This is a genomic window from Ktedonobacter racemifer DSM 44963 (genome assembly GCF_000178855.1).
GTDB lineage: Bacteria > Chloroflexota > Ktedonobacteria > Ktedonobacterales > Ktedonobacteraceae > Ktedonobacter > Ktedonobacter racemifer.
This window is the reverse complement of the sequence record NZ_ADVG01000005.1, coordinates 308,003-331,846: the sequence shown is the minus strand read 5'-3', so window position 1 is coordinate 331,846 and position 23,844 is coordinate 308,003. Positions and strand designations below refer to the sequence as shown.

22 protein-coding genes and 2 pseudogenes are annotated in these 23,844 nt (G+C 55.7%); 7 read left to right on the top strand and 17 right to left on the bottom strand.

Annotated features, from left to right (window positions below; translation table 11 throughout):
- Positions 1 to 47: 47 nt before the first annotated feature.
- The gene (locus KRAC_RS55585) at positions 48 to 635 is read left to right on the top strand and encodes a hypothetical protein (protein WP_007922196.1); all 588 of its coding nucleotides are present in this window, start codon (positions 48 to 50) and stop codon (positions 633 to 635) included.
- 185 nt (positions 636 to 820) lie between these two features.
- On the opposite strand, the gene KRAC_RS55580 is transcribed toward KRAC_RS55585, so the two are convergent.
- The 8 genes from KRAC_RS55580 to KRAC_RS55545 all read right to left on the bottom strand — a co-directional run bounded on the left by KRAC_RS55580 (position 821) and on the right by KRAC_RS55545 (position 8,239).
- A complete protein-coding gene (locus tag KRAC_RS55580; RefSeq protein ID WP_007922195.1) occupies positions 821 to 1,450 on the bottom strand; it encodes a LutC/YkgG family protein in 630 nt (209 codons plus the stop codon).
- On the bottom strand, positions 1,447 to 2,880 hold the full coding sequence (locus KRAC_RS55575; protein WP_007922194.1) for a lactate utilization protein B: 1,434 nt from the start codon (positions 2,878 to 2,880) through the stop codon (positions 1,447 to 1,449). Before KRAC_RS55575 ends, KRAC_RS55580 begins: the two co-directional genes overlap by 4 nt.
- A complete protein-coding gene (locus KRAC_RS55570; protein ID WP_007922193.1) occupies positions 2,877 to 3,623 on the bottom strand; it encodes a (Fe-S)-binding protein in 747 nt (248 codons plus the stop codon). Before KRAC_RS55570 ends, KRAC_RS55575 begins: the two co-directional genes overlap by 4 nt.
- A gap of 422 nt (positions 3,624 to 4,045) precedes the next feature.
- A complete protein-coding gene (locus KRAC_RS64540; protein ID WP_157508275.1) occupies positions 4,046 to 5,029 on the bottom strand; it encodes a DUF4010 domain-containing protein in 984 nt (327 codons plus the stop codon).
- A 33-nt stretch (positions 5,030 to 5,062) separates the two neighbouring features.
- On the bottom strand, positions 5,063 to 5,305 hold the full coding sequence (locus KRAC_RS64535) for a hypothetical protein (RefSeq protein ID WP_052569395.1): 243 nt from the start codon (positions 5,303 to 5,305) through the stop codon (positions 5,063 to 5,065).
- A 52-nt stretch (positions 5,306 to 5,357) separates the two neighbouring features.
- Entirely contained in the window at positions 5,358 to 7,106 is a 1,749-nt protein-coding gene (locus tag KRAC_RS55555) for an alpha-keto acid decarboxylase family protein (protein ID WP_007922190.1), read from the bottom strand.
- A 313-nt stretch (positions 7,107 to 7,419) separates the two neighbouring features.
- Positions 7,420 to 7,569 carry a hypothetical protein gene (locus KRAC_RS73280; protein ID WP_157508273.1) on the bottom strand — a complete coding sequence of 50 codons (150 nt, stop codon included), beginning with the start codon at positions 7,567 to 7,569 and terminating at the stop codon, positions 7,420 to 7,422.
- 238 nt (positions 7,570 to 7,807) lie between these two features.
- Positions 7,808 to 8,239 (bottom strand): hypothetical protein, encoded by a 432-nt coding sequence (locus KRAC_RS55545; RefSeq protein WP_040448510.1) that lies wholly within the window; start codon positions 8,237 to 8,239, stop codon positions 7,808 to 7,810.
- A 443-nt stretch (positions 8,240 to 8,682) separates the two neighbouring features.
- Here KRAC_RS55545 and KRAC_RS55540 point away from each other — a divergent pair, with 443 nt between their 5' ends.
- The 3 genes from KRAC_RS55540 to KRAC_RS80590 all read left to right on the top strand — a co-directional run bounded on the left by KRAC_RS55540 (position 8,683) and on the right by KRAC_RS80590 (position 9,964).
- Entirely contained in the window at positions 8,683 to 9,159 is a 477-nt protein-coding gene (locus KRAC_RS55540; protein ID WP_007922186.1) for a hypothetical protein, read from the top strand.
- A 199-nt stretch (positions 9,160 to 9,358) separates the two neighbouring features.
- Positions 9,359 to 9,490: an SDR family oxidoreductase gene (locus tag KRAC_RS68445; RefSeq protein WP_083815252.1), complete on the top strand. Its 132-nt coding sequence runs from the start codon at positions 9,359 to 9,361 to the stop codon at positions 9,488 to 9,490.
- Positions 9,491 to 9,844: 354 nt separating this feature from the next.
- Complete coding sequence (locus KRAC_RS80590) at positions 9,845 to 9,964, top strand: putative quinol monooxygenase (protein WP_007922185.1); 120 nt, start codon at positions 9,845 to 9,847, stop codon at positions 9,962 to 9,964.
- 127 nt (positions 9,965 to 10,091) lie between these two features.
- On the opposite strand, the pseudogene KRAC_RS55535 reads toward KRAC_RS80590, so the two are convergent.
- Together KRAC_RS55535 and KRAC_RS55530 are read right to left on the bottom strand one after the other, a co-directional pair.
- Positions 10,092 to 11,547, bottom strand: a pseudogene (locus KRAC_RS55535) (zinc ribbon domain-containing protein).
- On the bottom strand, positions 11,504 to 12,112 hold the full coding sequence (locus KRAC_RS55530) for an IS607 family transposase (RefSeq protein WP_007918819.1): 609 nt from the start codon (positions 12,110 to 12,112) through the stop codon (positions 11,504 to 11,506). Before KRAC_RS55530 ends, KRAC_RS55535 begins: the two are co-directional and overlap by 44 nt.
- Before the next feature lie 30 nt (positions 12,113 to 12,142).
- Between KRAC_RS55530 and KRAC_RS80585 the strand changes: the two genes are divergently transcribed.
- Positions 12,143 to 12,373 (top strand): putative quinol monooxygenase, encoded by a 231-nt coding sequence (locus KRAC_RS80585; protein WP_157508271.1) that lies wholly within the window; start codon positions 12,143 to 12,145, stop codon positions 12,371 to 12,373.
- A gap of 43 nt (positions 12,374 to 12,416) precedes the next feature.
- Positions 12,417 to 13,238, top strand: coding sequence for an FAD-dependent monooxygenase (locus KRAC_RS55520; RefSeq protein ID WP_007922182.1), 822 nt, complete (start codon positions 12,417 to 12,419; stop codon positions 13,236 to 13,238).
- A gap of 362 nt (positions 13,239 to 13,600) precedes the next feature.
- Here the strand turns inward: KRAC_RS55520 and KRAC_RS55515 are convergent, their stop codons facing one another.
- From KRAC_RS55515 to KRAC_RS55500, 4 genes are all read right to left on the bottom strand, one after another.
- Positions 13,601 to 14,335, bottom strand: coding sequence for a DUF7873 family protein (locus tag KRAC_RS55515; RefSeq protein WP_007922180.1), 735 nt, complete (start codon positions 14,333 to 14,335; stop codon positions 13,601 to 13,603).
- 190 nt (positions 14,336 to 14,525) lie between these two features.
- Positions 14,526 to 16,745 (bottom strand): DNA helicase RecQ, encoded by a 2,220-nt coding sequence (gene recQ, locus KRAC_RS55510; RefSeq protein ID WP_007922179.1) that lies wholly within the window; start codon positions 16,743 to 16,745, stop codon positions 14,526 to 14,528.
- A gap of 113 nt (positions 16,746 to 16,858) precedes the next feature.
- Complete coding sequence (locus KRAC_RS55505) at positions 16,859 to 17,617, bottom strand: hypothetical protein (protein ID WP_007922178.1); 759 nt, start codon at positions 17,615 to 17,617, stop codon at positions 16,859 to 16,861.
- Between the two features lie 91 nt (positions 17,618 to 17,708).
- Entirely contained in the window at positions 17,709 to 19,241 is a 1,533-nt protein-coding gene (locus tag KRAC_RS55500; protein WP_007922176.1) for a zinc ribbon domain-containing protein, read from the bottom strand.
- A 466-nt stretch (positions 19,242 to 19,707) separates the two neighbouring features.
- Here KRAC_RS55500 and KRAC_RS55495 point away from each other — a divergent pair, with 466 nt between their 5' ends.
- Entirely contained in the window at positions 19,708 to 20,484 is a 777-nt protein-coding gene (locus KRAC_RS55495; RefSeq protein ID WP_040448507.1) for a hypothetical protein, read from the top strand.
- A 270-nt stretch (positions 20,485 to 20,754) separates the two neighbouring features.
- On the opposite strand, the gene KRAC_RS55490 is transcribed toward KRAC_RS55495, so the two are convergent.
- The 3 genes and pseudogenes from KRAC_RS55490 to KRAC_RS73275 all read right to left on the bottom strand — a co-directional run.
- Entirely contained in the window at positions 20,755 to 21,603 is an 849-nt protein-coding gene (locus KRAC_RS55490; RefSeq protein WP_007922161.1) for a 3-hydroxyacyl-CoA dehydrogenase family protein, read from the bottom strand.
- A gap of 852 nt (positions 21,604 to 22,455) precedes the next feature.
- Positions 22,456 to 23,322 (bottom strand): alpha/beta fold hydrolase, encoded by an 867-nt coding sequence (locus KRAC_RS55480; RefSeq protein WP_007922158.1) that lies wholly within the window; start codon positions 23,320 to 23,322, stop codon positions 22,456 to 22,458.
- Positions 23,312 to 23,833 (bottom strand): annotated as a pseudogene (locus KRAC_RS73275) (HIT family protein); the annotation flags it as partial. The gene KRAC_RS55480 and the pseudogene KRAC_RS73275, both read right to left, overlap by 11 nt.
- Between the last annotated feature and the right edge of the window lie 11 nt (positions 23,834 to 23,844).

Below are 23,844 nucleotides of genomic sequence, written 5' to 3'. Positions count from 1 at the left end.
TGAAAGGGTAATGACCTGACCATAGAGAGTGGATCCTGGATGGTGGCTTGTCCTATAACTATCTGGAGTGGATGCTTGAAACAGCAACTCACAAGGGATCTGCCACGCCAGGGGAGGGAAAACGCCCACTTCCTCACGAGGTGATCATTGATGCTGAATGGTTGCAGGAGTTCTGGGGAGCAGGCGGCGCTCAAGGCCTGGAGCGCTCCGGCTATCTCTTTGTGAATCTCGATGGAGAATTCTTTACTCCGCAGGACTACGAGAGGCATCGTCAGGCAGTGGTGAATGATGTTCTTTCCACCCCCTATGACTCCAGTGATTCCCAGGTGATGTATGAGATACAGACCTATCTGGCCTGGGCCGAGTCTCAGCGGCTTCCTGAGGAAGAAGAGCAGACCCTCCTCACCAATTTACCGCATCCTCTGATGCAACGGGTGAGTGCCCTGGACAAGCGTGTCGATTCCGAGCGCTATCATATTGGTGTGCGTCTGGCACCTCGAAGCCGTCGACGTGTCATTGAGATTATTGAGAAGGCCAATCCAGAACATGTCTGGTATCTGGGCGATCAACAGCAGGTTCTTCAGTGGTTGCGGTGGTATTGTTCTTTTCGGCTGAACAACAGTTGCTACACTTGAGTAACTGACAAGAGAAAATAACAGCACTCGTGGCAAAATTTCTTATAGACAATATGGCGTAGACCATATTGAAAGAATCCATGCAATGAAAAGAGAAGAAACATTTTTTGACACGCTTCTGCCGCCAATTTCACCAGAGTAATTTCATAAGTCTGATCTTAGTCCACCCTCTAGCAAGGTGGTGATCAGGTCGCCGTGTGCGAGTTGGATGCCTCAGGATCCTCTTCGACGCCGGGGCGTGGTAAGAGAATCACGGTCAGGGTGGTGATGCCCTGGGCGGGATGCACGGTTTTGCCACCGATGTCGGCTGACCCGGAGGGTCCCGAGAGCAGTACGGCGTAGGCGGCTTCCTGGAAGCTGGGGTGGCGGTAGGCATCGTGGATGTTCTCGACGAGATCGGCGGGGTCGAGGAGCACAACGAGGTGCTGCGCGAGCACGGCGCTTGTGGTGACTTCCAGCTCCTTCTCTGTCACCAGGATCGACCCGGTCTCGGCCACGCCAAGCGGCGTCCGCACGATCGTGACATCGACGTCGGCGGGCGCCGCCCAGTCGGAGAACGCTGCCGGGGTGACGGTTCCGGTGAGCTCGGGAACCGCAGAGCAGATGCGGCTGGCGTCAGGGAAGGCCTCGGAGAGCCACTGGTGCAGGTCGGGTGGTGGCTCGGTCACGCTGTTGCCGTCGAGCCGCGCCAAAGCGGCGGTGAACCGGTCGATCAGGCCATCGGTTGCCTGGTGGAAATCAGGGACCTCCGGCAGCGCACGTGACGGCGGATGGCGCTGGCGGATAGCGGTCAGGATCTCCTCACGCGCGCTCATACTTCACCTCCTTCAGATCCCAGCTCCATGTGCAGGGCCGACGTGTTCTGTGAATGGTCACCGGAGCGGTTGCGGGCGTACCACTGGTGAAAGGTCTCGCTCACCGGGCTCGGAAGCTCGCGATGGCGTCCCCACGCGTTGAGGCGGTTGTAGATCGCGAACCGTGGCAGGACCTTCAGCGCTTCCCCGCCGGCCTCGGTAGCCACCCGGTAGGCTTCGGGGTTGCTGAGCACCTTGTCGGCGACTTTCATTGCCGCCTTCTTGGTCATGGAGAACTCGCCCTTGGCGTCCATCACCTCGCGCCACTGATAGATCTGCTCGTGGATGTTGATGTGCACGGGGCAGACGTTTGAGCAACTGCCGTTGAGCGTCGAGGAGAAGGGTAGTTCACTGTACCGACGGATGTCGAAACTGGGCATCGTGATGAGCCCGATCGGCCCCATGTACGTGGAGCCATAGCTCAGGCCGCCGCTGCGCCGGTAGACCGGACAGGTGTTCATGCACGCGCCGCAGCGGATGCACTTCAAAGACGGCCAGAACCGCTCGTCGCCGAGCCGAAGCGCTCGACCGTTGTCGACCAGCACGATATGCATCTCGCCACCGGCGCGCGGGGCGGCGAAGTGCGAGGTGTACTGCGTGATCCGCTCTCCGGTCGCACTGCGGGTCAACAGCCGGATGAACACGGCGAGCTCCTTGACTCCGGGGACCAGCTTCTCGATCCCGACCGAGCAGATTCGCAGCTTCGGAACGTTGGCGCTGAGGTCCGCGTTGCCCTCATTGGTCACCGTCACGACCGCGCCGGTCTCGGCAACCGCGAAATTGGCACCAGTCATTCCCGCCTGCGCTTCGAGGATCAGCGGGCGTGTTTGCTCGCGCATAACGTGGGCGAGGTAGACCGGGTCTGGCCTGTCCCGCTCAGAGCCGTACACCCGGTGAAATAGGTCGGCCACGTCCTGCGGCGTCTTCTGAAACGCCGGACCGACGATATGGCTCGGCGGCTCATCGTCGAGCTGCTGGATCCGCTCACCGAGGTCAGTCTCGACGACCTCGATCCCGCGCTTTCCCAGGAACGCGCGCAGGTCGCACTCCTCGGTCAGCATCGACTTCGACTTCACGAGCCGCTCGACGCTATGCGAACTGAGGATCTCGTAGACGATCTGGTTGTGCTCGTGCGCGTCACGTGCCCAATGCATCTGCACCCCATTGCGCTTCGCGCGCGCCTCGAACAGCTCGAGGTAATGCGCCAGGTGGGACAGCGTGTGCTCCTTGATCTCCGAGGCCAGCATCCGCAACTGCTCCCACTCCGGGACCTCGCGGGCCGCCGCGTCACGCCGCTCGCGAAGACCCCAGATCAGCCTGTCAAACGCCTGCTCGTGGGTCTCCTCTTCGAGGAATGCCAGCGCGTTGCGCGCCTGGTCAATCGGTTTCATGGGGCACCTCCGTTCAAGACCTCAGCCAGGTGCAGGAAATGGAAGTCCTCGCGGTTGCGGTGCGAGCACCCCTGCAGATGCATCAGGCACGACATGTCCGGAGAAACGATGTACCGCACACCGGTAGCGCCGATCCGCTCGAGCTTGTCATTCCCCATCGCGGCCGAGACGGCCTCCCCGGTGACTGCGAACGTGCCGCCAAACCCGCAGCACTCATCAGGCCGGTCGAAGTCGATGATCTTCACGCCCTTGACTTTCTCGAGCAGGCTTCTCGGCTTTGAGAACCACGGATCGTTGGGCCGCTCGCTCATCGACTGCTCAAACAATCCGCGGATCGCCGAGCAGCTCACGTGCAACGCCACCTCATGTGGGAACTCGGCCCACGGAAACGCCTGCACCTGCAGCACGTCGCAGAGGAACTCCGACAGATCCCACACGTGCGCTGATACATGTCGGCGCTTAGGGGTGTCCGCTGCCGCGGTAAACTTGTTGCGAAGGTGATGCACACAACTCCCCGATGGCGCAACGATGTACTCATAGCCAGCGAAGTTGCGCACGACCAACTCCTCCGTGGCCTTTGCCTGCTTAAACGCACCACTGTTCGCCATGGGCTGCCCGCAACACGTCTGATCGAAGGGATAGTCCACCTCGACCCCCAGTTTCTCGAGCAGCTCTAGTGTTGCCACTCCTGCCCTGGGATAGAACATATCCATATAACAGGGAACCATCAGAGCGACACGCACGCCGATCTCCCCCTTATTCTGCCGTTCGTCTGCATAGGTATTTGCCACATAGGCGTATCCTTTGTTATGGTCCTTCGCTCCTGTGATGAAGTCTCTGTTGTCTGCTCCTGCGGTGCTGTGCTGCTCGTGGGGCAACCGTCAGTGGATCAGCCTTTGGCCTATCTGCATGAACACGGCCACTGGTGTTCCTGGCAGGGGCCCGTTCGTTGCTCACGTGATCCACAGCTCGTTCGTGTGTTTCTCAGCATGGGAGGTACGTTCACATGCATCTCTCCGCACGTTGCTAGTATAGGCGCTGAGAAAAACGGAGCAACTTCACTCATCCTCCTTGCTCCTGGTGGCTGGGCCAATGGTACAGACAATTTTGAGACGACGCATAAAGCTGAAGCCCCCTATGATGATACATGGTAACCAATGCGACACTAGATTTTTTGAAACCCAAGGGTATTCCCCAGGAGAATGGCTAGAACGCCGGCTGCAACGATGGGAAAGGTAAGGAGAAGGAGACGAAAGCTGAGGCTGGATTTGCGGGTCACTCCCCAGAAGATTGCCACGTTCTCGAACAGGCCAACAAGGGTTGCCAGAAACATCGCGATCGCAGCAGGAAAGCCGGCGAGCGTTCTGCGCGCCAATTCTTGTCCAACCAGCACAGAAGATGAGGCAGCGCTGGCCAGGGCACCGATAACGATCACGCTCAGAAAACCGAGTGAACCAAAGAGGAGCTTGCCCAAGCCGCTCAAGATCGTCAAGAGCAGGAAAAGCAGGCCAAAGCTCAAGACCGAACGGAGTGAGAGCGGTGAACGAAGAGACCGTTTCTGTGTTCCATCTGAAGCTTGTCCGGCGTTCTCCAGCATTTTTGATGCCTTACCTGTCCGCTCAGAGGTTCCTGATTGTTCAACGGCCACGGGTTGCGTTGCCAGTTGCTGGGCCGCATGCAGCAATCGTTGAAAAACATCCGATGGTTTTTCCTCTCGTCCCTCCTCGGCGTTTTGCTGTGGCCTGGGCGGGGGCTGCTGATGAACGAGACGGCGTTGGCTTTTCCGAGCAAACACCATAGCGCTAGAGGTTGCGCCGGCAGCGACCAGCATCATCGGGACCACCACCACAAGGGTTGCGAAAGCAGGTTGAACGCCATGCGGAAGGACAAAGAGAAGGACCAATGCCCAGTTACGCAAAATCATCGCCGTGTCCGCGAGCAGCGTATTGCCTGGCGCTTCACGTTCAGTATCGGCCCCACCTTTCGCCTCTTGTCCCAGGAGAATTGCGGTCGCAGCGCTATTTACCAGGCTCCCAAGGAGCGCGCTATAATGGATTCCACGATCCCCGAACTGACGGAGCAGAAGATAGTTGAGAAATTGCAAACCGGAGACCAGCATGACCGTCAGCCAAACGGTGCGAAGATTCACAATGTGCCAGGGATCGAGCGGCTGAGTAGGGAGCTAGGGATAGACGACCGCGGTAATAAAGGCGAGGAGAAGTGCACTGCGAATCTCGGTCACGGTGAGTTTGCTGATAAACGTAATCAGTTCCGTTTTCCAAAGGAGATACATACTAGCAAGGCAGTGATGGCAATTGCACAGGCAATGGCGAGAAAATAGTTGCCCATCCCGACCAGGATGCCCAGCAAATGTGTGCTCCTTCCACAGGCTATAGATATTGAGGAGAAGAATGGCCAGGAGCACCGTACTCCATTGGACCAAAGCCAGGGTTGGAGTGATTAACTATGACACCCCTTCAAATCTGCCGAGGAGAATACTCATTGGCAAGAGCCACTTTGGTTCCCCACTTCAGGAGTTGAGGACTACAATCATCATGCGCAATCTGGCACTCGATGAGGACGGGGCCCCCCCGATGATTGCGCGCTTTTTTGATCGCATCGGCCAGTTCTCTTCCCGTTGTTGCCTTTAGGCCCAGCCCCTGGCCATCTTCGGCATTTAATGCCGAGATCAGACCAGAGTAATCCCAATTTTTAATGTAGTTGTATGGACCATCATGGATTTCGGATTCGATGACATACCCACGATTATTGACGAGAAAAATGAGATTGTTCTGGCCATACCGAATCATATTCGCCACTTCCTGAGCTGTCAGCTGGAAGGAGCCATCGCCGATGATGGAGACCAACCGTCGATCAGGTTCCAGTCCCATAGCATAGCCGAACGTGGCCGGAACAGCCCAGCCGATCGATCCCCATTGCATCTCAATTTCAAAGCGAGCCCCATCGGGTAGATGCAGAAACATCCCATTGAACCAGGCATCACCTGTTTCAACGAGCAGCGTGGTCTTCTCATCGAGATCGCTCCGGATCTGGCGGCACAACTCCACTCGTGTCAGTGGAGCACTTGTATCAGTCTCACGGACCTCTGTCTCCGCAGACGTTTTCCGCCTTTCGCGTTGGTATTGGGTCAAAGTTTTGTCATTTTTGCGCACCTGTTTGGCCAGGGCTGAGAGGAAATCGGCTAAGGGAACGTCCGTATACTCTGCATGGGGGAAGTGCACATGCCGAGGATCAGCTTTGATCATCTGCTCACGGGGTGGCAAGGCAGTCCAGCCGACCGTCGTATAATCCGTAAACATCGGTCCAGCAGCCAGGATCATATCGGCCCAATCCACGACGGGTTCACAACCTGGACTACTGACACCTCCCCAGTAGATACCGATGAATTGGGGATGGTCCTCGGGGAAGAATCCCTTCGCATTGGGCATAACCGCTACCCCACATCCAAGCGCTTCGGCGAACTCACGGAAGGCATCGATCGCTCCACAGGTCCGAAGATGAACTCCGGCTAAGAGCAGCGGTTTCTTCGCGTTGTTGAGGAAGGCCGCAGCTGTTTCCACTGCGGCGTGCAAGGCCTGTGTGCTGCCTGATTGCGAACACTGAAGGGGGTCGAACGGGACCGGTCGAGGGCAGGGGGCGTCCGAGAGATTGCACGCAATCTCAATGTAGGCTGGTTTGCGTTCACGTAAAGCCGTCAGAATGGCATGATCAATTAGCGAAGGCGCATTTTCGGCATGAAGAATCCGAACGGCGGCACAGGTCACTTGCCGGAACGCCTCATATTGATACGAAAAATCGTGCGTGCCGAGCGTATGATGGAGGAGATGGTTCGCGCCTGGATCATTGGTGTTGTAGCTTGAAGAAACAAAAATTACTGGCAAGCTTTCAGCATAGGCCCCGGCCACGCCATTGAAGGCCGAAAAGGCCCCCACATTGAACGTCGTCACGATCGCTCCAACGCCATTGACACGTGCATAGCCTTCAGCTGCATACGAAGCATTGAGTTCATTGCAGCAGCCAATTTGTTGCAGATTCTTATTCCACAGAAGTTGGTCGAGCAGAATGAGATTGTAGTCCCCTGGGACCATGAAGTAGTGTCTCAAGCCAATGTGTTCGAACCGGGTTGCGAGGTAATTTCCAACGGTGTAGGTTGTGGTGACGGCTCCAGTGAGCGCTGGTTCGAGAGATGCCGAAATCGTTGTCATCAATGATGCTCCTCTTCTTGGTTTCTCGCACGAGAGAAAAGAGTCCATTGCCTCCGTCCATGACAGAAGTACATCAGACCGCTTGTGAGGGCGTGCTCATGTCGATAAGCTTCAATATGACTCTGACGCACCATACCTTCTCATTCCACTCTATGACCTCTCGCAAACGCGAGAGTAATCCTCGCTCGCTCTTTTGGAGAGGCATTTCACAATGGGTGCTAGAGCAACCCTGAGAAAAGCCTCCGCCGACCGGGCCTCCTCCAGCGCCAAGTGGGAAGCACCAACCTGAAATTGCTTGCTCTCAAGTGAGAACTTAGACGGCAGAATTGAGCATGAGGTGAAATTCCTTGTACATTAAGACCAGGGTAAAATCGGCTCCATACCCCCGCTGCCGCGCGTGCCCCAGATCGGCTTGTTGACGAGGAGTGACCACCGCTGTCTGCTTGAGGACATCAAGGACCATGGCCCATTGCTGCTCAGTATTGGAGGTTCGGGTTTTGCGCTTGGCATGAGACGGAAACCGGAGCATTCCATTGCGAGGTTCAAGGGTGCGTGTGCTTGCACAGTTGGGGCATTCAACCAGTGTGACACCGCTGTTCAAAAACTGTTTGAGGTCAATGGGAACGACTCCAGAGAAGACGCATTTAGATGTTTTGGACGCTTGTACCTGCTCGCCTACAACATCGCGGGCTGCAGCGCGCTCAACGCGTTTTTGTGTCTGTTGACTTTGATGTCTGTTTCATCGATTCCGGAGCCGTGAACGAGCTTGGTAGATGGTGAGTAGCACCAGGAACAGGCGTTGGATTTCCAAGCAGCATTTTTAAGTCTTGCTCACTCTGGGTTCTGGCCTGTTCCACCTTGAATTCGCCTGTACGTGCCTCTCTTTCCATCCGTGCTCGCAGATCAGCAGGCAGCGCATATTTTTGCAATGCCTCGATCGTTAAGGTCGCTTCTCCTCGCTTGCAGGGTGCATCGACGGTTTCGACCGCTTCCTGCCCATCACAGGCCCAGTGAACGTGTCCCCCTTCGCGTTGGACCGACTCCTCCAACTGGAGAAAGTAGGTGTCCAGATGACGCAGGGCACGCTCTTTCGTGGCTCGCTCGGCCTCACGCAACTGCTCCCAATTGGGCATTTCTGCCACAGCTTTCGCGCGATTGGCACGAATTGTGTGCGTAGCGCTCTCCAGGTTTCGACGCAGTTGGGAGTCTTTTAACGCGATTCTGGCCTGCTATTGAAGCACAGAGCGACAATCACCTCTCTTTTGCTCGCTTAGCATGGCCTTTGTGAAGTTCTCTTTGTTGAAGCTTACGACGGTTACAAAAGCTGCTCATATTTTCCTGAGTTGAGATTGCTCCTCCAAACAGCCTCACGATGGCAGATTCCCTGCCTCCTTCGGCTTCTTCACCGCCTTGGGAGAGACTGCATGCTTCTCGACTATGATAGTTGCCCTGCTACAAAATCCCTCTGAAAAACGTGTGCCCTTATAGATAAGGTAACTGCTACATGCATTGGCAAGAAAGAAATAGACTTTCCACAGCCCTGCCATGACAGAACAAGACAGAAAGGAGAAACAACGTGCGACATCCTGTCTTGAGAGGCCTTCTTGCTGGAGCAGTAGGAACGGTGGTACTTGACATCGCAGGCTACGCTGACATGGCTCTTCGTGGTCGCTCTTCAAGTAATACCCCTGCTAAGATGGTGGATGTTTTGGCTACCATGCTGCATCTACCACTTTCATCGCAAGGGAATGATTCAACAGTTCAGAACCGGGAAAGCGGACTCGGCGCTTTGTTAGGCTATACCAATGGACTTGGTACAGGAGTTATCTATGGCTTGATTCGGTCACGACGCCATCACGATGAGGTATCGATCCCTCTTGCCAGCACACTGGTTGGCCTGGCCTCAATGGCGGCAAGCGATATTCCACTGGTGAAACTCAAGGTGAGCGATCCGAAAACATGGGGAGTCTCAGGATGGCTCTCGGACTTCTTGTTCCATTTCATCTATGGTTTCGCCACGGTTACAACCTATGAGACCCTGCCAAAGCTTTGAGAGACGATTTAAAAACGATCGGATTGTACCATCCGCTGTGCGGCTGAGGATCGCCTGCGATGATACACTGGCAGGGAGGTGGAATGAAGAGACAGGAAGAAAAGCTTTTTTTGCCATGGCAAAAAAAGGCGAAAAACATGCATGATCTAAGACAACCAGGAACGCCGCCTCCGGTCGAGGGTAGTGTCACCAGGCCCATATCGAGCTTGGTCGACCCGGCACACCGGAAGAGGTGGCTTCAGCCGTGGTATTTCTGGCCTCTGAGGCCGCTTCATTTATCAACGGAATCAACCTTCGTGTTGATGGTGGCTCTGTTGCCAGCATATGGTAGACAGAGGTCCCCCTCTGTTCCCACAGGATGGGCAACAAGTTGAGCAATTTGAGCACAGATCGGCCCTCTTTGATGGGTTTCAAATGAGTCTAAATCCGGAGTCAATAAACGGGCAGGCTTTACACGTACACACAACTATCGGATCTGAAGGAAAAACGTGGAAGCGATGCGTTGCACATGCCTTGTTTTTTCCACACGAGAGGTGGCTCGCTTGTCTCGGAAAAAGTCGCTTGTCTCGCCAGGCCGCGAGGGCACTTCTTCCCTCTGGGAAGCACAGGAAATCACAGCGGACAAGAATGTCGCGAAGGAAGACATAATACAAGTTTTGCATGAATCTGGGAGGAGGAGTCCTCAATGATCATTATTACAGGAACATCAAAAATCACGTCAGAGCGCTGGGAAGAGGCCGTGCGCATCGTCAAAGAACTGGTCGCGAAATCACGAGCAGATGAAGGATGCGTCCGCTATAGTTGATCAAAGCATAACCATCTATTGCAATGATTATCCTTCTCACTTTAACCTACGCCTGTTTACCAAACAGCGGACTAGGCGGGAGGATGCACTACGAGCATCCTATGCACCTCTCTCTACTGAGAGAGGTTCACTCGTGAGATGATTCCAGGAACATCTCTGGGGGATCCCAGAAGCTCAACTGGACGGGAGGCCCGGCATCCTGGATCCTCTGCTGATTCTGCTGTTTCCACGCTTCATGCCGCGTCATGAGGAGCGCCTTGACCTCCGAGGTCGAGCGACATGCCGCCAGTTTCCGATCCCCCCAGCGTCCCGCGAGCGTCTGTGCGGTCGGCCTGGTCTGCGTAACCACAGACCAGGCACTTGAAGGTTTTCTGGTTCGGCCGATTAGCGCGATCGACATAATGGCAGCGGGGGCATTCCTGAGAGGAATAGGCGGCTCGGACCGTGTGGGCTGCCATGCCCTGTTTGGCGGCGGCCCAGGCCAGCTGCTCTGGGATATGCCCCAGGTGAGAAGCATACAGATAACTGTTCATCACCCTTGCTTTGAAGCGCATCGAGGCCACATTGAGGTCCTCATAAATGAGTCTGGCATCTCGATGATCTTTGACCAACGCATTGACCGCCCGGTTGATCTCTTGCTTGACGTGACGGCTCAAGCGTTGCGACGTTTCAGAACTTGTCGAAGGAAGCTTGCCCTTTGGGACGCCTTTCTTTTCCAGACAGGCTCGCAGTTTCGCCTTGCGGCGACGCTTTTCCCGATCGTGCTTGTGCTGTCGGGCCATCTTGCCATGAAAACTGCCATACGCTTTATTGGTGGAGGTCGTGAGGAAATGGGCAATGCCCACATCGACGCCTACTGTAGGGGCGTCAGGCTTGGTTTGAAGAGGAACGTCCTCGTCAAAGGAGAGCGTCAGCCACCAGACTCCATTGCGCTTGTGAAGTGTTGTGGATGCATTGAGCGTGCGGCCTTCGAGTGCTCGTTTGTGATAGGAGGCGAGTTTGACTGGGACTCGAAGCGGATTCCCGACATCTAAGGTGGACACGCGCAGCCAGTAGTCGAACGTGGAGTCCTCCGACTTCTCGAGCACCACCACGTTGACATTGGCTTGGATGACTGGCACACGCAGCACAGGGAGATCCCATTCGGTCCAGGTCGGTTCGCGGCGTTTGAAGGCGGACATCCGGCCTTCCGCCTGAGCCTTGGCCTGAGCGTAATCAGCCACATCTTCCAGGTACGCCTGATAGGCGTTCGCTCGATTCGTGCGAACGCTTTTGGCAATGCCTGCGGCTTGCTGTATTGCCACTCGATGCAAGCGGTCGGAAAGATCGGTTTTGAAGACGGTTTCTTGGTACTTGTCCGGGCTTGTCTCGGCCTCGCAAAACAGGGTGGTGTACTGTTGGCACAGCGGCAAGTAAACCGCCACAAGCTGATCGAGCGCCTCAAGTTTGCCAGGATTGGCCTCAATGAGACGGATATGGGTCACCGCTCGAGTGATGGTCTGCTTCGTCTTCTTTTTGCGCTTGCGCTTTTTTTTCTCATCAAGCGAGGCTTTTTGGGGCTTCTTGCTCACAGGCGGGTCCATTCTGCTGCAAAGCCGCTAGCACTTGTTCCGTCTTGCGTTTGGCTTGTCTGCGACCATAAAGACGAGCGCAAAACGAGGGAATGATGCTGATAAAATCGCCCATGAGATCATCGTCGGCGGTATCAGCGGTGTTGACGATGACCAGTTTCCGTCCTTGCATAGCCAACAAGGTCTGAATATAGGCCACGCCAAAGCGAGAAGCGCGATCTTTGTGTTCAACCACGATCTGCCCGATTTTGGGATCTGCCAGCAGCGCCAGAAACTTGGGCCGCTGATCGTTGATGCCACTGCCGCACTCTTTGACGACTTTGCTGACCGACCAGCCTTGGGCATTGCACCAGGTCACCAGCCGCTCGGCTTGCCTTTCCAGGTTGTCTTTGTTTTCGCTGCTTGAAACACGAGCATACACAGCGACGGCGTGGACCGGAACCGAGCGAAGCTCTGGCGGATCAATGATCACGGTGCCGGTGGGCAATTGATAGCCGGGAATCTGGCCGCGTTTCCACATACGCCAGGCGCTGTTATAACTGATCCCAATCTTCTTGGCATAACTCGATAACTTCATACATCCAAGTATACTCTATCTGCTTGAGATATGCAAGAGATGATGATACTTTGTGATGGTTACTTATACAAAATGGATACCTTTTACGAACCTCTGGACGAGCAGTATAGTTTCTTCAGCTTTGAGGTATGGACAAGCCCTGAGGCCCTGGAAAAGCATGTGCGGACTCCGCATGTGCGCCAATTCTTCGCATTTCTCCAGCAAGCGGCATCAAGTCCTTTCAAGTTGGAGAAATATGAGGCCAAGGAAATCAGGGAATAGGTAAAATGAGGATCCATATTCCCATACGAAAGGATGCACTAAGATGAGTGATGTGCCCCTGACTGCTGCCACTCCTGATGTGTTGATCGTTGGAGCGGGGCCGGTTGGCCTGGCGCTGGCGAACGACCTGCTGCGCCGGGGCATCCGCTGCCGCATCATCGATAGCGCGCTGCAGGCCGAGCAGAAGACCAAAGCCGTGGGCATCCAGGCGAGAACCCTGGAACTCTTCACGAAGATGGGCGTGGCGCGCACCGCCATCGAGCACGGACTCACGGCCTCTTTCACGAACACATATAGTGGTGGCAAGCTCCTCATCCGCATCGACTTTGGGAAGCACTTGCTGAGGACCCCCTATCCCTATATCTTGCTGCTGCCACAGCATGAGACGGAACACATGCTGACGGAACATTTGCAGAGTCAGGGTGGGGCCATTGAATGGCGGCGGGAACTCGTCCAGCTCACGCAGGACGAAGAGGGGGTGGAGGCCGTGCTGTGCCATCCTGATGGGCAAGAAGAACGCGTCCGGGTGGGCTTTGTGGTCGGCTGTGACGGGGCACACAGTACGGTCCGTCATGTGCTCGGACTCCAGTTCGCCGGGACCACTTTTGAACGGAGTTTTGCCGTGGGCAATGTGCGCTTGACCTGGGACTTGCCCTCCGAGGAGATTTTCTTCTTTCTCCATCAGGGCAATTTCATTGCCTACTTCCCCATGGCTGATGGACACCACCGCGTGGTGATTGCCTATGAGCCGAGCAAGGCCCCCACGGGGGACGTCACCCTGGAGGCCAAAAAGGGTTGGGACCCAGGAAATGGCCGATCCTGGGTCCCGCGTGTATCGCCCAATTGCGCACCCCAATACGTTTAAGTTGTAGGCTCAGTTTAAGATCGTCGTGTTTTACTATTAAACTACCGCTCCATGTGAAGATATGGCGGAGCGGGCCTGAATTGCACGGGCATCCGACGATTAGCGGCCTCAACCCTTGACTTGAGGTTCGGCGATGAATACTGAGGCTGGAGTGAGAGTCTCATTCTGGGGCGACGCCGACGCTGCCTCTGCCGCTGGGCTACCCCGCCCCGATATGGCGGGTGCAGGATTCGAACTTGCCCTGTGACGTCTGCATCTATCAATATGAACTTCAGTCTCAGTCTGTACTCCGCCTTCCAGTCTAATGCAAGGGGCGCGAAATTGCAAGCCTTCATTTCAATCGTGTGAGCGAAGCTAGCCGCTCAGGCGAAGAGGTAGTTAAAGACCTTCTCGCCGAGTTTCTGCTCCGTGACCTCGATGCTGTTGGCCTCTTCACGCGCGAATTTGACTGCCTCCTGGAGCTTTTCAACCCGGGCAAGCAGCTCGTTGACGCGCCGGGCGGGTAGCGACCCGGAGAACTTGACGGTGCGCCAGTAGCCAACAATAACGTCCTCGTAGTAGACCTCGACCTGCGCGGGATGCTTCTCGGTGGCCTCGGCTTTGACGTGGTTGCGTGGCACCTTCTTGGTCCTGGTGGTCTGAACTGGTTCGGTCGCCCAGTTGTCGGCGGAGGCGTCAAAGTTCCAGCTCTCAGAGGCATCCAGGATGGGCAGTTTTTTGACGAAGGTATGTAGATCGACTAGCTGCTTCTCCAGGAAGAGCAGGTAGGTCGCGGGAACCTGCGCGAGGAGGACCTTGCCATCAACAACGACATCTGCCTTGGCGACGCAATTGGCCCAGTCTTTGGTCGCGGTGACATCGAAGAGCTTGGTGAGTGTTTCGATGGTTTTGCGGATGATGTCTTCCGCTTTGACTTGCACGCGGGTGGACTCCGGTGGAAGCTGTTCGCCCTCCTCATCCTTGGGACGGTAGGTTCTGGAGATACCAGAGAGCAGGGTTGGCTTCTGGAGGGCGTGATGTGCCTCCGTCAACTCCTGAAAGGTGCGGCTTTTCGTGCCTTTTTCAACGGCGATAATCTGATTGAGTTTCGCTGCCATGCGTTTGTTTCCCCTTTTAATCTATTGCTGAGTCTGATGCTTCTTAGTATATAGCTGTCTGTCAATAAGGAAGGGAACGCTGAGGAGCGTCTTCGCGCATGCGGCGCTCATCGTGGTAAGGGGTATCTAGTGATGGACTGGCGAGGCCAGTCCATCACTAGATACCCCTTACCACGATGGCGTTTTTAACCTATGGCGTTGAGGTGTTCTGGAGTGACTCTTGTTCGCGGCGGATGAGGGAGCGCACGAGGCGCAGCTCTTCATAGCTGTAGGCGTCGCCCAGTAGTTCTTTGGCGGGCTTGAGGACCTCCATGCCGACCTGCTGGTAGACGTTGGCGATGTCTTCGTAGTGTCCGGCCTGGATGAGGGGTGAGACGTCGACCTCTTCGCCGGCCTCGATGAGGGCTGATAGATGGTTGATGATGGTGCTGGGGACGAAGCCGCGCTGCTGGGCGATCTCTTCGATGCTGTATCCCTGCTGGTAGAGCTCCAGGGAGGCGCGATAGCTCTCCTGGGAGCTACGTTTGCGGACGAGGGGCGTTTCTTCCTTCGTGGTCTTGGGCTCTTCGGCGCTCTCCAGGCCCACCTCCATGTTGTGCTGATCGCAGTAGTCCTCGATGGCGTGTGTGAAGGGCGAGAAGAAGGCCTCTAGCTTGCGGTCGCCCACGCCGGGGATGGCGGCGAACTGCTTCTGCGTCTGCGGACGTTGCTGGGCCATGACTTGCAGGCTGTTATCGGAGAAGATGATGTAGGGAGCGATGTTGTACTCGTCGGCCAGGCGCTTACGTAACTCGCGCAGGTGATGGTAGAGACCCCATTCCTCGGGCTTGAGTTCGACCTGGGGCGCGTTGCGTTTGCTGTTCTGGCGCTGTTCGCTGGCGATGGCGGGGATCTCGACTATGCGCTGGCGGCGCAGGATCTCGGCTGAGAGCCTGTTGAGCTTGAGCACGGGGTAGCCATCCTGGGTCTCGCTAATGAGTTCCTGTTGCAGGAGTGCGCGTCCCAGGCGCGTCCATTCGTCGGCGCTCAGGTCCTTGCCAATGCCATAGGTGGTGAGCTGGTCGTGGCCCATGTCGCGAATCTTCTTGGTATTCGCGCCGCGCAGGATCTCAATGATATAGCGCATGCCATAGCGTTGCTGGGTGCGGGAGACGCAAGAGATGAACTTCTGCGCGTCGATGGTGCGATCCTCCAGCGTGACCGGGCGCAGGCAGTTATCGCAGTTGCCGCAGTTCTCCTCGGTAAAATTCTCGCCAAAATAGGCCAGCAGGGCCTTGCGGCGGCAGCCGGTACTCTCGCTATAGGTGATGACCTGCTGAATCTGCTGGCGGGCTTTCAAAAGCTCGTGCTCATCCTCTTTCTGGGCGAGGATAAATTCGTACTTCATGCGGTCGCCATGCTGGTAGAAGAGGATGCAGCGTGCCTCCAGGCCATCGCGCCCGGCACGTCCCGATTCCTGGTAGTAGCCCTCCAGGCTCTTGGGCATATCGTAGTGAATGACGGCGCGCACATCCGGCTTGGCTATGCCCATGCCAAAGGCGATGGTCGCTACCAGCACGGGGACATCATCGTGGATAAAACTATCCTGGTTGCGCGTGCGCTCATCGGTGCTCAGGCCCGCGTGATAGGGGAGGGCACGAATGCCGTGGTGTTGCAGCGAATCAGCGATGGTATCGACGTTTTTGCGGCTCTGGCAGTAGATAATCACTGGTGCGTCGGACTGCTCGCGTAGAAACTGGACCAGTTCGCTATAAGTATTCTGATGCTTCTGGCGCACCTCGTAGTAGAGGTTGGGGCGGTTATAGCTGGCGACCTCCACATAGGGATCGTTCAGTTTGAGTTGCGTGAGAATATCCTCTTGTACGCGCTCGGTCGCGGTCGCGGTCAGGGCCATTGCCGGAACCTGAGGATAGCGTACACGTAAACGCCCCAACTGGCGATACTCCGGGCGGAAGTCATGTCCCCACTCGCTAACACAGTGAGCCTCGTCGACGGCGATCAGGCCCAGGCCGACGCGCTCCTGTACCTCGTCGAGGAAGGTCAGAAAGGTCTGGGTCAGGAGGCGCTCAGGCGCGACATAGACGAGTTTGAGCTTGCCCTGAAGGATCTCGCGCTCGCGCTGTGAGCGTTCGCTCGCGCTCAAGGCGCTATTGAGGAAGGTTGCGGGGATACCATTGGTCTTCAGGCGGTCGACCTGGTCCTGCATGAGCGCGATCAGGGGCGAGATTATGATACTGACTCCATTGAGTAAGAGTCCTGAGAGTTGATAGATGAGGGATTTGCCCGCGCCTGTTGGCATCAAGGCGAAGGCGTCGCGCCCTGAGAGCGCCTGCTCAATCACCTCGCGCTGCCCAGGGAGGAACGCCTCATAGCCAAAATAATGCTTTAAATGTTGCTCTAAATCCTGCACACTTCACCAGCCCTTCTAAAAGACACATTCACCTGATGATAGCAGATCGAACTACTCTTTTACAACTAGGGTGCTAATTTTAGCTATGTACATTACACAAAAGTCCCCTGCTCTTAAACCTTGACCTGGAGAGCGCCAAACTCTTGCAGGAGTGGTTGAAGACGAGCGCAGAGCGTAGTGTCCCATTGCTCTATTTCAGCGATCAGGCACATTGTCACTGCCGCGAGAGCCCGACGTAACTCTTGCTCATCGAGTGAGCGCACTAGCGTATCTGCGAACGAATTAGTGACGTCTGCGGGAAGCTTATCAACGCTGCGTCCGTGGGCCGCGCTCTCTCCCAGACGGATGCATGCAAGGGCAAGCGTGTGATTACGGACCTCACTGATCCAGTATGCAGCCTGCCAGGGTTTGCGGCGCTCAATGCATGAACGAGTGTGGAAGATATGGTGCCAGCACAGCCCAATCATGTGGCTGGTATCTGGCGGTGGTGGAGTGTTTAACTGTTGCTGCGCCCTGCCAAAGAGGGTGTGGAAGTGTGGCCCGCGTGCGCCGAAATCTCCTTCAGGAGTTGCGGAGACGTCGATCTCCAGGCCATTGGGGAGAAGAAACACGCGGTAGAGGCTGGAGCCAGCGTGCAGGTCGAAATGATGGAGTACGCCGAATTCTTGCTCAAGCTTCTGTGTCCAATCATCAATGACGGTCTCAATTGTGTTACCGGTGGCGATCCCAAAGGTGACATCGATGTCGGACCAGCTATCCTCAACTCCAGCCGCTGTAGAGCCGATGAGCGCGCCCCCTGTGACTCGCGGATCAGCCTGCGCCATTTCCACGACGTAGTTACGTACGTGGTCGCGTTGCTTCGCAGTAAACATAGTGATCTCCTGTGACACTCCGCGTCGGCTAAAGCCGAGCAGCTTCTGACACTGTGCCGTAGTCGGATTCGTGAGATAGGTGGCGTAGCCACTACTCAAAGTGAATCCGTAGTTGGGACGCAATATCTGAGAGGGGCGCGCCCATCCGGCGCCTTCCTCTCTGGGCGGTGCCATGCCCGTTGGCATGATCTCCACGCCTGGCCGCATCGGTAGATGGCCGACGTTGGCGCTTGGCATCCTGGGAGATCCCAACACCTGAGCCTTTCGGCTCCCTCTTCGCACGTCGCGTCAGAGCATGAGGCTTTTCCTTCAAAGGTGCTTGCGTACGCTCGATCAAGCGCTGTCCGACTCTCAGGCTGGCATTTCTGTCGGCATGGTCGCGCATCTGGCACTGTGGGCAGAAGCAGAGGGCAGCGCCGGGAGTATAGCCCTCCTGAGGGGCTCCCTGGTTGTAGCGCACGACCAGGCCATGACAGCGATGGCATTCCCGGCTGGTATGGCGCGGATTGACACGGGTCGTGATGAGACCGCCTGCATTCCACGCCTTGTACTTTGCGTAGCGGAAGATGCGCCCCTTCATCCAGTAGGCGCGTTTCCTATTGCTACGGCGGGAATATTTGCCCTTCTCTGGTTTGAGAGTCCCCAGGTGTTCAAAAACCAGTATGCTTGCTCCGTTCTTTCGAGCGAACTGGACAATGCGGCTGCTCACCAGGTGCGCGATCTGCTCGTCAACATGCCTGATTTTGGCCCAGAGATCGGCGTTGTCCTGTTCGTTCTCGGCAATGATGCCAGTCTGAGATCGGTTGCACGCAATACGTCCAAGCAGTTGCTTCCTACAGCCCGATACCGCTGTGCCATTCCCAATGAAGGAAGTAGCCAGGATGGTGCCGTCAACCGTCTGGACGCTGCACACAGCTACGTGATGATCAAGATTGAGGTCTACCGCGCAGAGACGTGTATCGGCGGCGGCGAGTTGCTCTCTGACGTTTGCGGGCGCCTCGAAGGTCTTTTCGAGAGGGGTATGCAACCACCAGCGATCTCCCTTGCGCACGAGTTGCGGACTGCCCATCAGATCACCATCAGGGAGATCGCGACCGAGCGTGTGTAGTTTGAGCCAGGACCAGCATGAGCCTGTCCAGACTTTGAGCATGAGAGAATGGGTACAACGCTCGCGCCAAAGGCTTGCGTAGAAGGGAGCTGACTTCTTCCATGATCGGGGCGGGACTGGTGGCCGCACCCTGAACGGCCTCCTCTTGCCCTTCTTCGTTTGTTTGGCTTCGTGTTTCTGCTTCCGTGCTCGCCATGTTTTGAGAGAGGAGAAGAAGGAGCGAGCCGAGCCGAGCGCGGCATTGATAGCAGCGCGTCGGAACATCGCAGGGATATCTGGCGCGAGATCGGTGAGTGGCATGATCGGATGGGGGTTGGACTCCGTTGTATGCGTGAGTTTCTCCAGGGTCGTGAGGGCCTCCTTATTGTTGAGGGCAAGAAGACCTTCGTGTGCCTGGATACAGTCGAAATAAAAGGCCACGACGCGATTGAAGAGGACCTGGTTTGCCGCGAAGTAGGCAGCATGCTGCGGCGGATAGTGTAACGCCTGCCTGATGGTTTTCGTGGCTTTTGCCATGTTCAGTCCCTTCTCTCACAAAGTAGATGGTATCTCTCTTAGAGAGTACTCTGCTGATGTGAAATTGTCAAACATGTGTTCTATGTAGTACTATGCTTGACAAGGGCTCAAGCCCAAGAACACGCCTCACCACGGTCGAAAGAACCGTGGCTTGCGGCGGGCTAAAGCCCTATCCTGTCATTTTCTCGCTCAGATACTACCATACTTGCGTATGCGTATACAACGTGCAGGCACGAGGGAGCTGCTAGCTATTGCTGTGTTCGATCTGGTCAAATCTGGAGACTTGTGCTATGCTTACCTATAGGACAGTTCTAGTTGCATCTTCTTATGGAGCGTGGTGAGAACACGCCTACGCTTTGGCGCCAGGCCGCTCAAAGTCGCACTTCGTAAGGAAGTATACCCGGCAGGAACCGAAGAGGTCAAGGGTAGATGCACTAGGGAATTTTCTGAGGGAAAAACGGAGCTTATGGATAGTTCTCTTCACAATGCTAGTCTCATAGCAGACGAGCTGAAGCAGCATTCCGCAGCCATTGAGGAGGCGGAGGTTGAGAGCGCGGAGGAAGAGCATCACATCCACTTGCCCAATCCAAGCCTGTGGCCACTCATTCTGAGTGCAGCGATTCTTGTCACAGTCGCTGGATTGTTGGGCCTTCCTGATAGTGCCTTGCTTACCTATATCGGCGCACCATTTATCATCGTCGGTATTATGGGCTGGGCCCTGGAAGATCCCATGGCGGCACCCAAAGAGCGCTATAAGGTTTTCAATCCCAACGCTCGTTTCCAGCTTGGCCAGGAAGTCCTGGACAAGAACGAGCAGTGGCTTGGCACTGTCAAGGCGCGTTTTGGTCGCTATATTCTGGCTGAGCGTGGAGATGTGTTCGCTAAAGTGCTCTATGTGCCTCATGAGGCTGTTGAGGAGATCATCAAAGGAAGCATTGTACGCCTGAACGTCAGTGAGGATACCTTGCTGGATCGAGGTCTCGATGTGGTTCCCGATGATCTATATGACGACGCGGTTGAACCCGTGCTACCGTCCTTAAACGGGACCCCCCTGTTTGGACGTGGGCAGCTCTCTCCTGCGCAGACGGGACACTACAACTATGGCCCGAACTATCCTGGTATCAATACCGATGCCAGTGGTTCGTTCCATCATGAAGAAGTGTCACCCATCCCGCAGAAGTTTGTGGGTGAGCGCCGCAAGGTCGTTTCTCGCGGCAGAAGACCTTTGCCTGCCAATGGCTAGGTAACGAGGCCAGACCCTAAGGGATGTAAGCCGCTCTTGCATCCCTTATTTTTATGGTATTTCTTGTAAAAAAGCGGGTGTTGTCGGCGTGCTCGAAGAGCACGCCGACAACACCCGCTTTTTTACAGCGTGGTATGTTTGGGAGAAGTGATGGTTTCAATGGTGTAGGAGCTTATGGACGTGGTAAAATAGAGGTGCCTCTAGCTGCGATGCTTAGGAGGGCCGACTTCCCCCTTGTGGGGAAGCCGGACTTTTTTATCTTGATGAGGTTTAGTATTCGTAGAAGCCGCGCCCGCTCTTGCGGCCAAGCATACCGGAGTTGACCATGCGGCGCAGGAGGGGAGATGGCGCGTAGAGCGGCTCTTTAAATTCCTCATAGAGCGCCTCAGCGGCCCAGAGCGTGGTATCGAGGCCCACATAGTCGAGCAGGGTCAGCGGGCCCATAGGATAGCCACAGCCCAGCTTCATGGCCGCATCGATATCCTCTTTGCTCGCCAGCCCATTCTCGTACATGCGAACGGCGGCGAGGAGGTAGGGGATGAGCAGGAAGTTGACGATAAAGCCCGCTGTATCTTTGGCCACGACCGGTGTCTTGCCCAGCGACTTGGCGAAGGCGCGCACCGTCTCAATGGTCTCGTCGGAGGTAGAAATTGTGCGCACGATCTCGACGAGCTTCATGACAGGCGCGGGATTAAAGAAGTGCAGTCCGCAGACCTTGTCGGCGCGCTTGGTGACGGCGCCCATCTGCGTGATATTGAGCGAAGAGGTGTTGCTGAGGATCAGGGTCTCGGGTTTGAGGGCATTATCGAGAGCTGGGAAGAGGCGCAGCTTCTCCTCCATATTCTCAATGACCGCCTCGATGACGAGGTCACAGTCGGCCAGGTCTTTGGTATCGAGGGTGCCGCGCAGGTTGTTCTTATAGTCGCGAGCTTGCTCCTCGTTGATCTTGCCCTTTTGAAGCATCATATCCCAGGCACCCTGGATGCGTGCCATACCTTTATCGAGAAAGTCCTGCGCGACCTCGCGCACGATCGTTTCATAGCCAGCCTGGGCGCACGTCTGCGCGATTCCGCTCCCCATAAGGCCACAACCAATGACGCCTACTTTACGAATCTCCATCGAATCCTTAGTCCTTTCAAAATAAGAGTAGGTCTTGAAAACGAGCAAGATAATCCCCTCGTCATCGTGTTGGTAATGTACCACAAAACTGGCTTGCGAGGCGAATACATCCCCCTCTACTGATTTTGATCTTCTACTTCCTGGCCTATATGGGGTTGTGGTCTTTGGGATAGCTGGTTTATGGCAGGAGCATAACGGGTATGCTGGCTATTCCAGCGTAGACAGATGATTGTCAAAGCGATATTGATGCTAAGATGAGGGACGAGCACTGCATAGGAGAGAACAATATATATTGTATTTGATGCATTTTCATAGGTGCTTCCTAAGAAGTGGGACAAAAGCCCTGTTATCACCATGGGGAAGTGCTCGCTCGAAGAAGAGAAGAGGGTAAAAAAGAGAAAGAGCATGACGAGAATGATGAAAGTACTTTGATGCCAGATCTCTTGTGTGTTGACTTGTGGCGATGAGCGTGCTTTTTTACAGATGCGCGTCCCACTGAGTGCCAGTAAAAGGAAAATATATGAGTAAAGAGCTATTAGATTATAGAGTATATCGAGTTGTTGTAGGGCCACAAAAAGTGTGACAATTAGCAGGGAGAGGATCAGGGGCAGGAGGAGGGCGCGAAGAAGGGACATCTTGAGAGACATAGATGTTTACCTCACATATATGTTGTTTGGTTGATAGTATACCTTACTTCGCGCCAGGTGGGTAGGTGTGATATGAGCAGATAAAAGGAGAGCAGTCCGAGCTTGATCTCAAGCACGGATTGCTCTCTTCGGTCCGCAGGCCGATCCCCCCTGCGCGAGGGGAGATCGCTTCGCTCGGAGTCCATGCCAGCATGGACCCTACAATTTAGGGTTCGATAAAGCTTTGGATCTCCCGGGCGGGGGCGGGATCGACGCCGAAGATGACGGTGTAGTGGTTGAGGTTGGGGAGGTCGCGGTAGGCGCAGTTAGCGATAGTGTGATGGATGCGTTCTGCGTCCTCCTGGGAGAGTAGCTGATCATTCTCGCCAAAGAGACCCTGCCCAGCGCGCAATAAGAGGGTTGGCGCCTGTATCTGTTCCCACTGGGCCTCGGGCTGGGCCTGGGGATAGTTCAGGCCCTCCTCCAGGATGCCGTGGGCAAAGGCCTTAGAGATGACGGAGCCATCCTGCTCAATGCGTACATCGTGCTCGAAATAGAGATCGATATACTGGTTCCAGTAGGGAGCGAGGTAGGGGGCTTGCTGGAGGCGCGCCAGGTAGTCCTGGTAGGAAGGAAGCGTGACGCCCAGACGCGCGATGGCTGCGTTGAGCCAGGTGGGCATATCGTCCTGCCCGCTCCAGGGCAGTGGCGCGCCCGCGTCGATAAGCACAAGCTTGCTCAGCTTATCGGGGTAGTGGGCGGCGAAGTAGAGGGCGATGAGTGCGCCCAGCGAGTGCCCAATGATGATAGGCTGCTCAAGCTGAAGGGCGTCAATGAACGCCGCGAGGTCCTGCGCATGAATGGGGACGCTGTAGCCGGTCGGTGGTTTGTCGCTATCGCCGCGTCCACGCAGATCATAGGCGATCACGCGATGATTGGACGAGAAGGCATCGGCGAAGGCTTGAAAGCAGTAGGCATTGGCGGTCAGGCCATGCAGGCAGATGATGGGTGTTCCCTCCTTGCCCCATTCGACATAGTGAAGCGTGATCTCGTCGCATGCGACCAGGCCATTTTTGAGTGGTTCAACTGGCATACCCTGCCTCCTGTTCTTGCTGCTGAAATATCTGCCAGCGCTCGATTGTTGAGCGAATAAGGGTCTTCCCCTCTTCGATGCGCTGGGGAACGGACCGCCACTGTGTGTGTCCATTGCGACCAAGGGCGCCTGGACGTAGGACATCCTGAATAATACGTGTATAAGGCTCAAGCTCTGGCGGGAAGAGCATGGCGTGGTGCGCGTCTTCCAGGTAGAAGTAGTGCCCCTGGTGATGAAACCACTGGCGGATATCGTCCTGCTGCTTGACGACCTGTACGTGCATATTTTGTGAGAGGTCGTAAACGATCTCGCCAAAGGGGAAGCAGTGCAGGTGGGCATGGAAGACCGTCTGACGGAAGATGCCGTGTTCCCAGTAGATGATGGGGGCATAGAAGCGCTCGAAGAAGCGTTTGACATCGTCCTTCAGTGTGAAAAGTTCCTCATCCAACGCGGCGGGCAAGTCGCCATAACAGCGATAGTGCTCTTTTGGCATGATGAGTAGGTGGCCCTCGACAAGGGGGC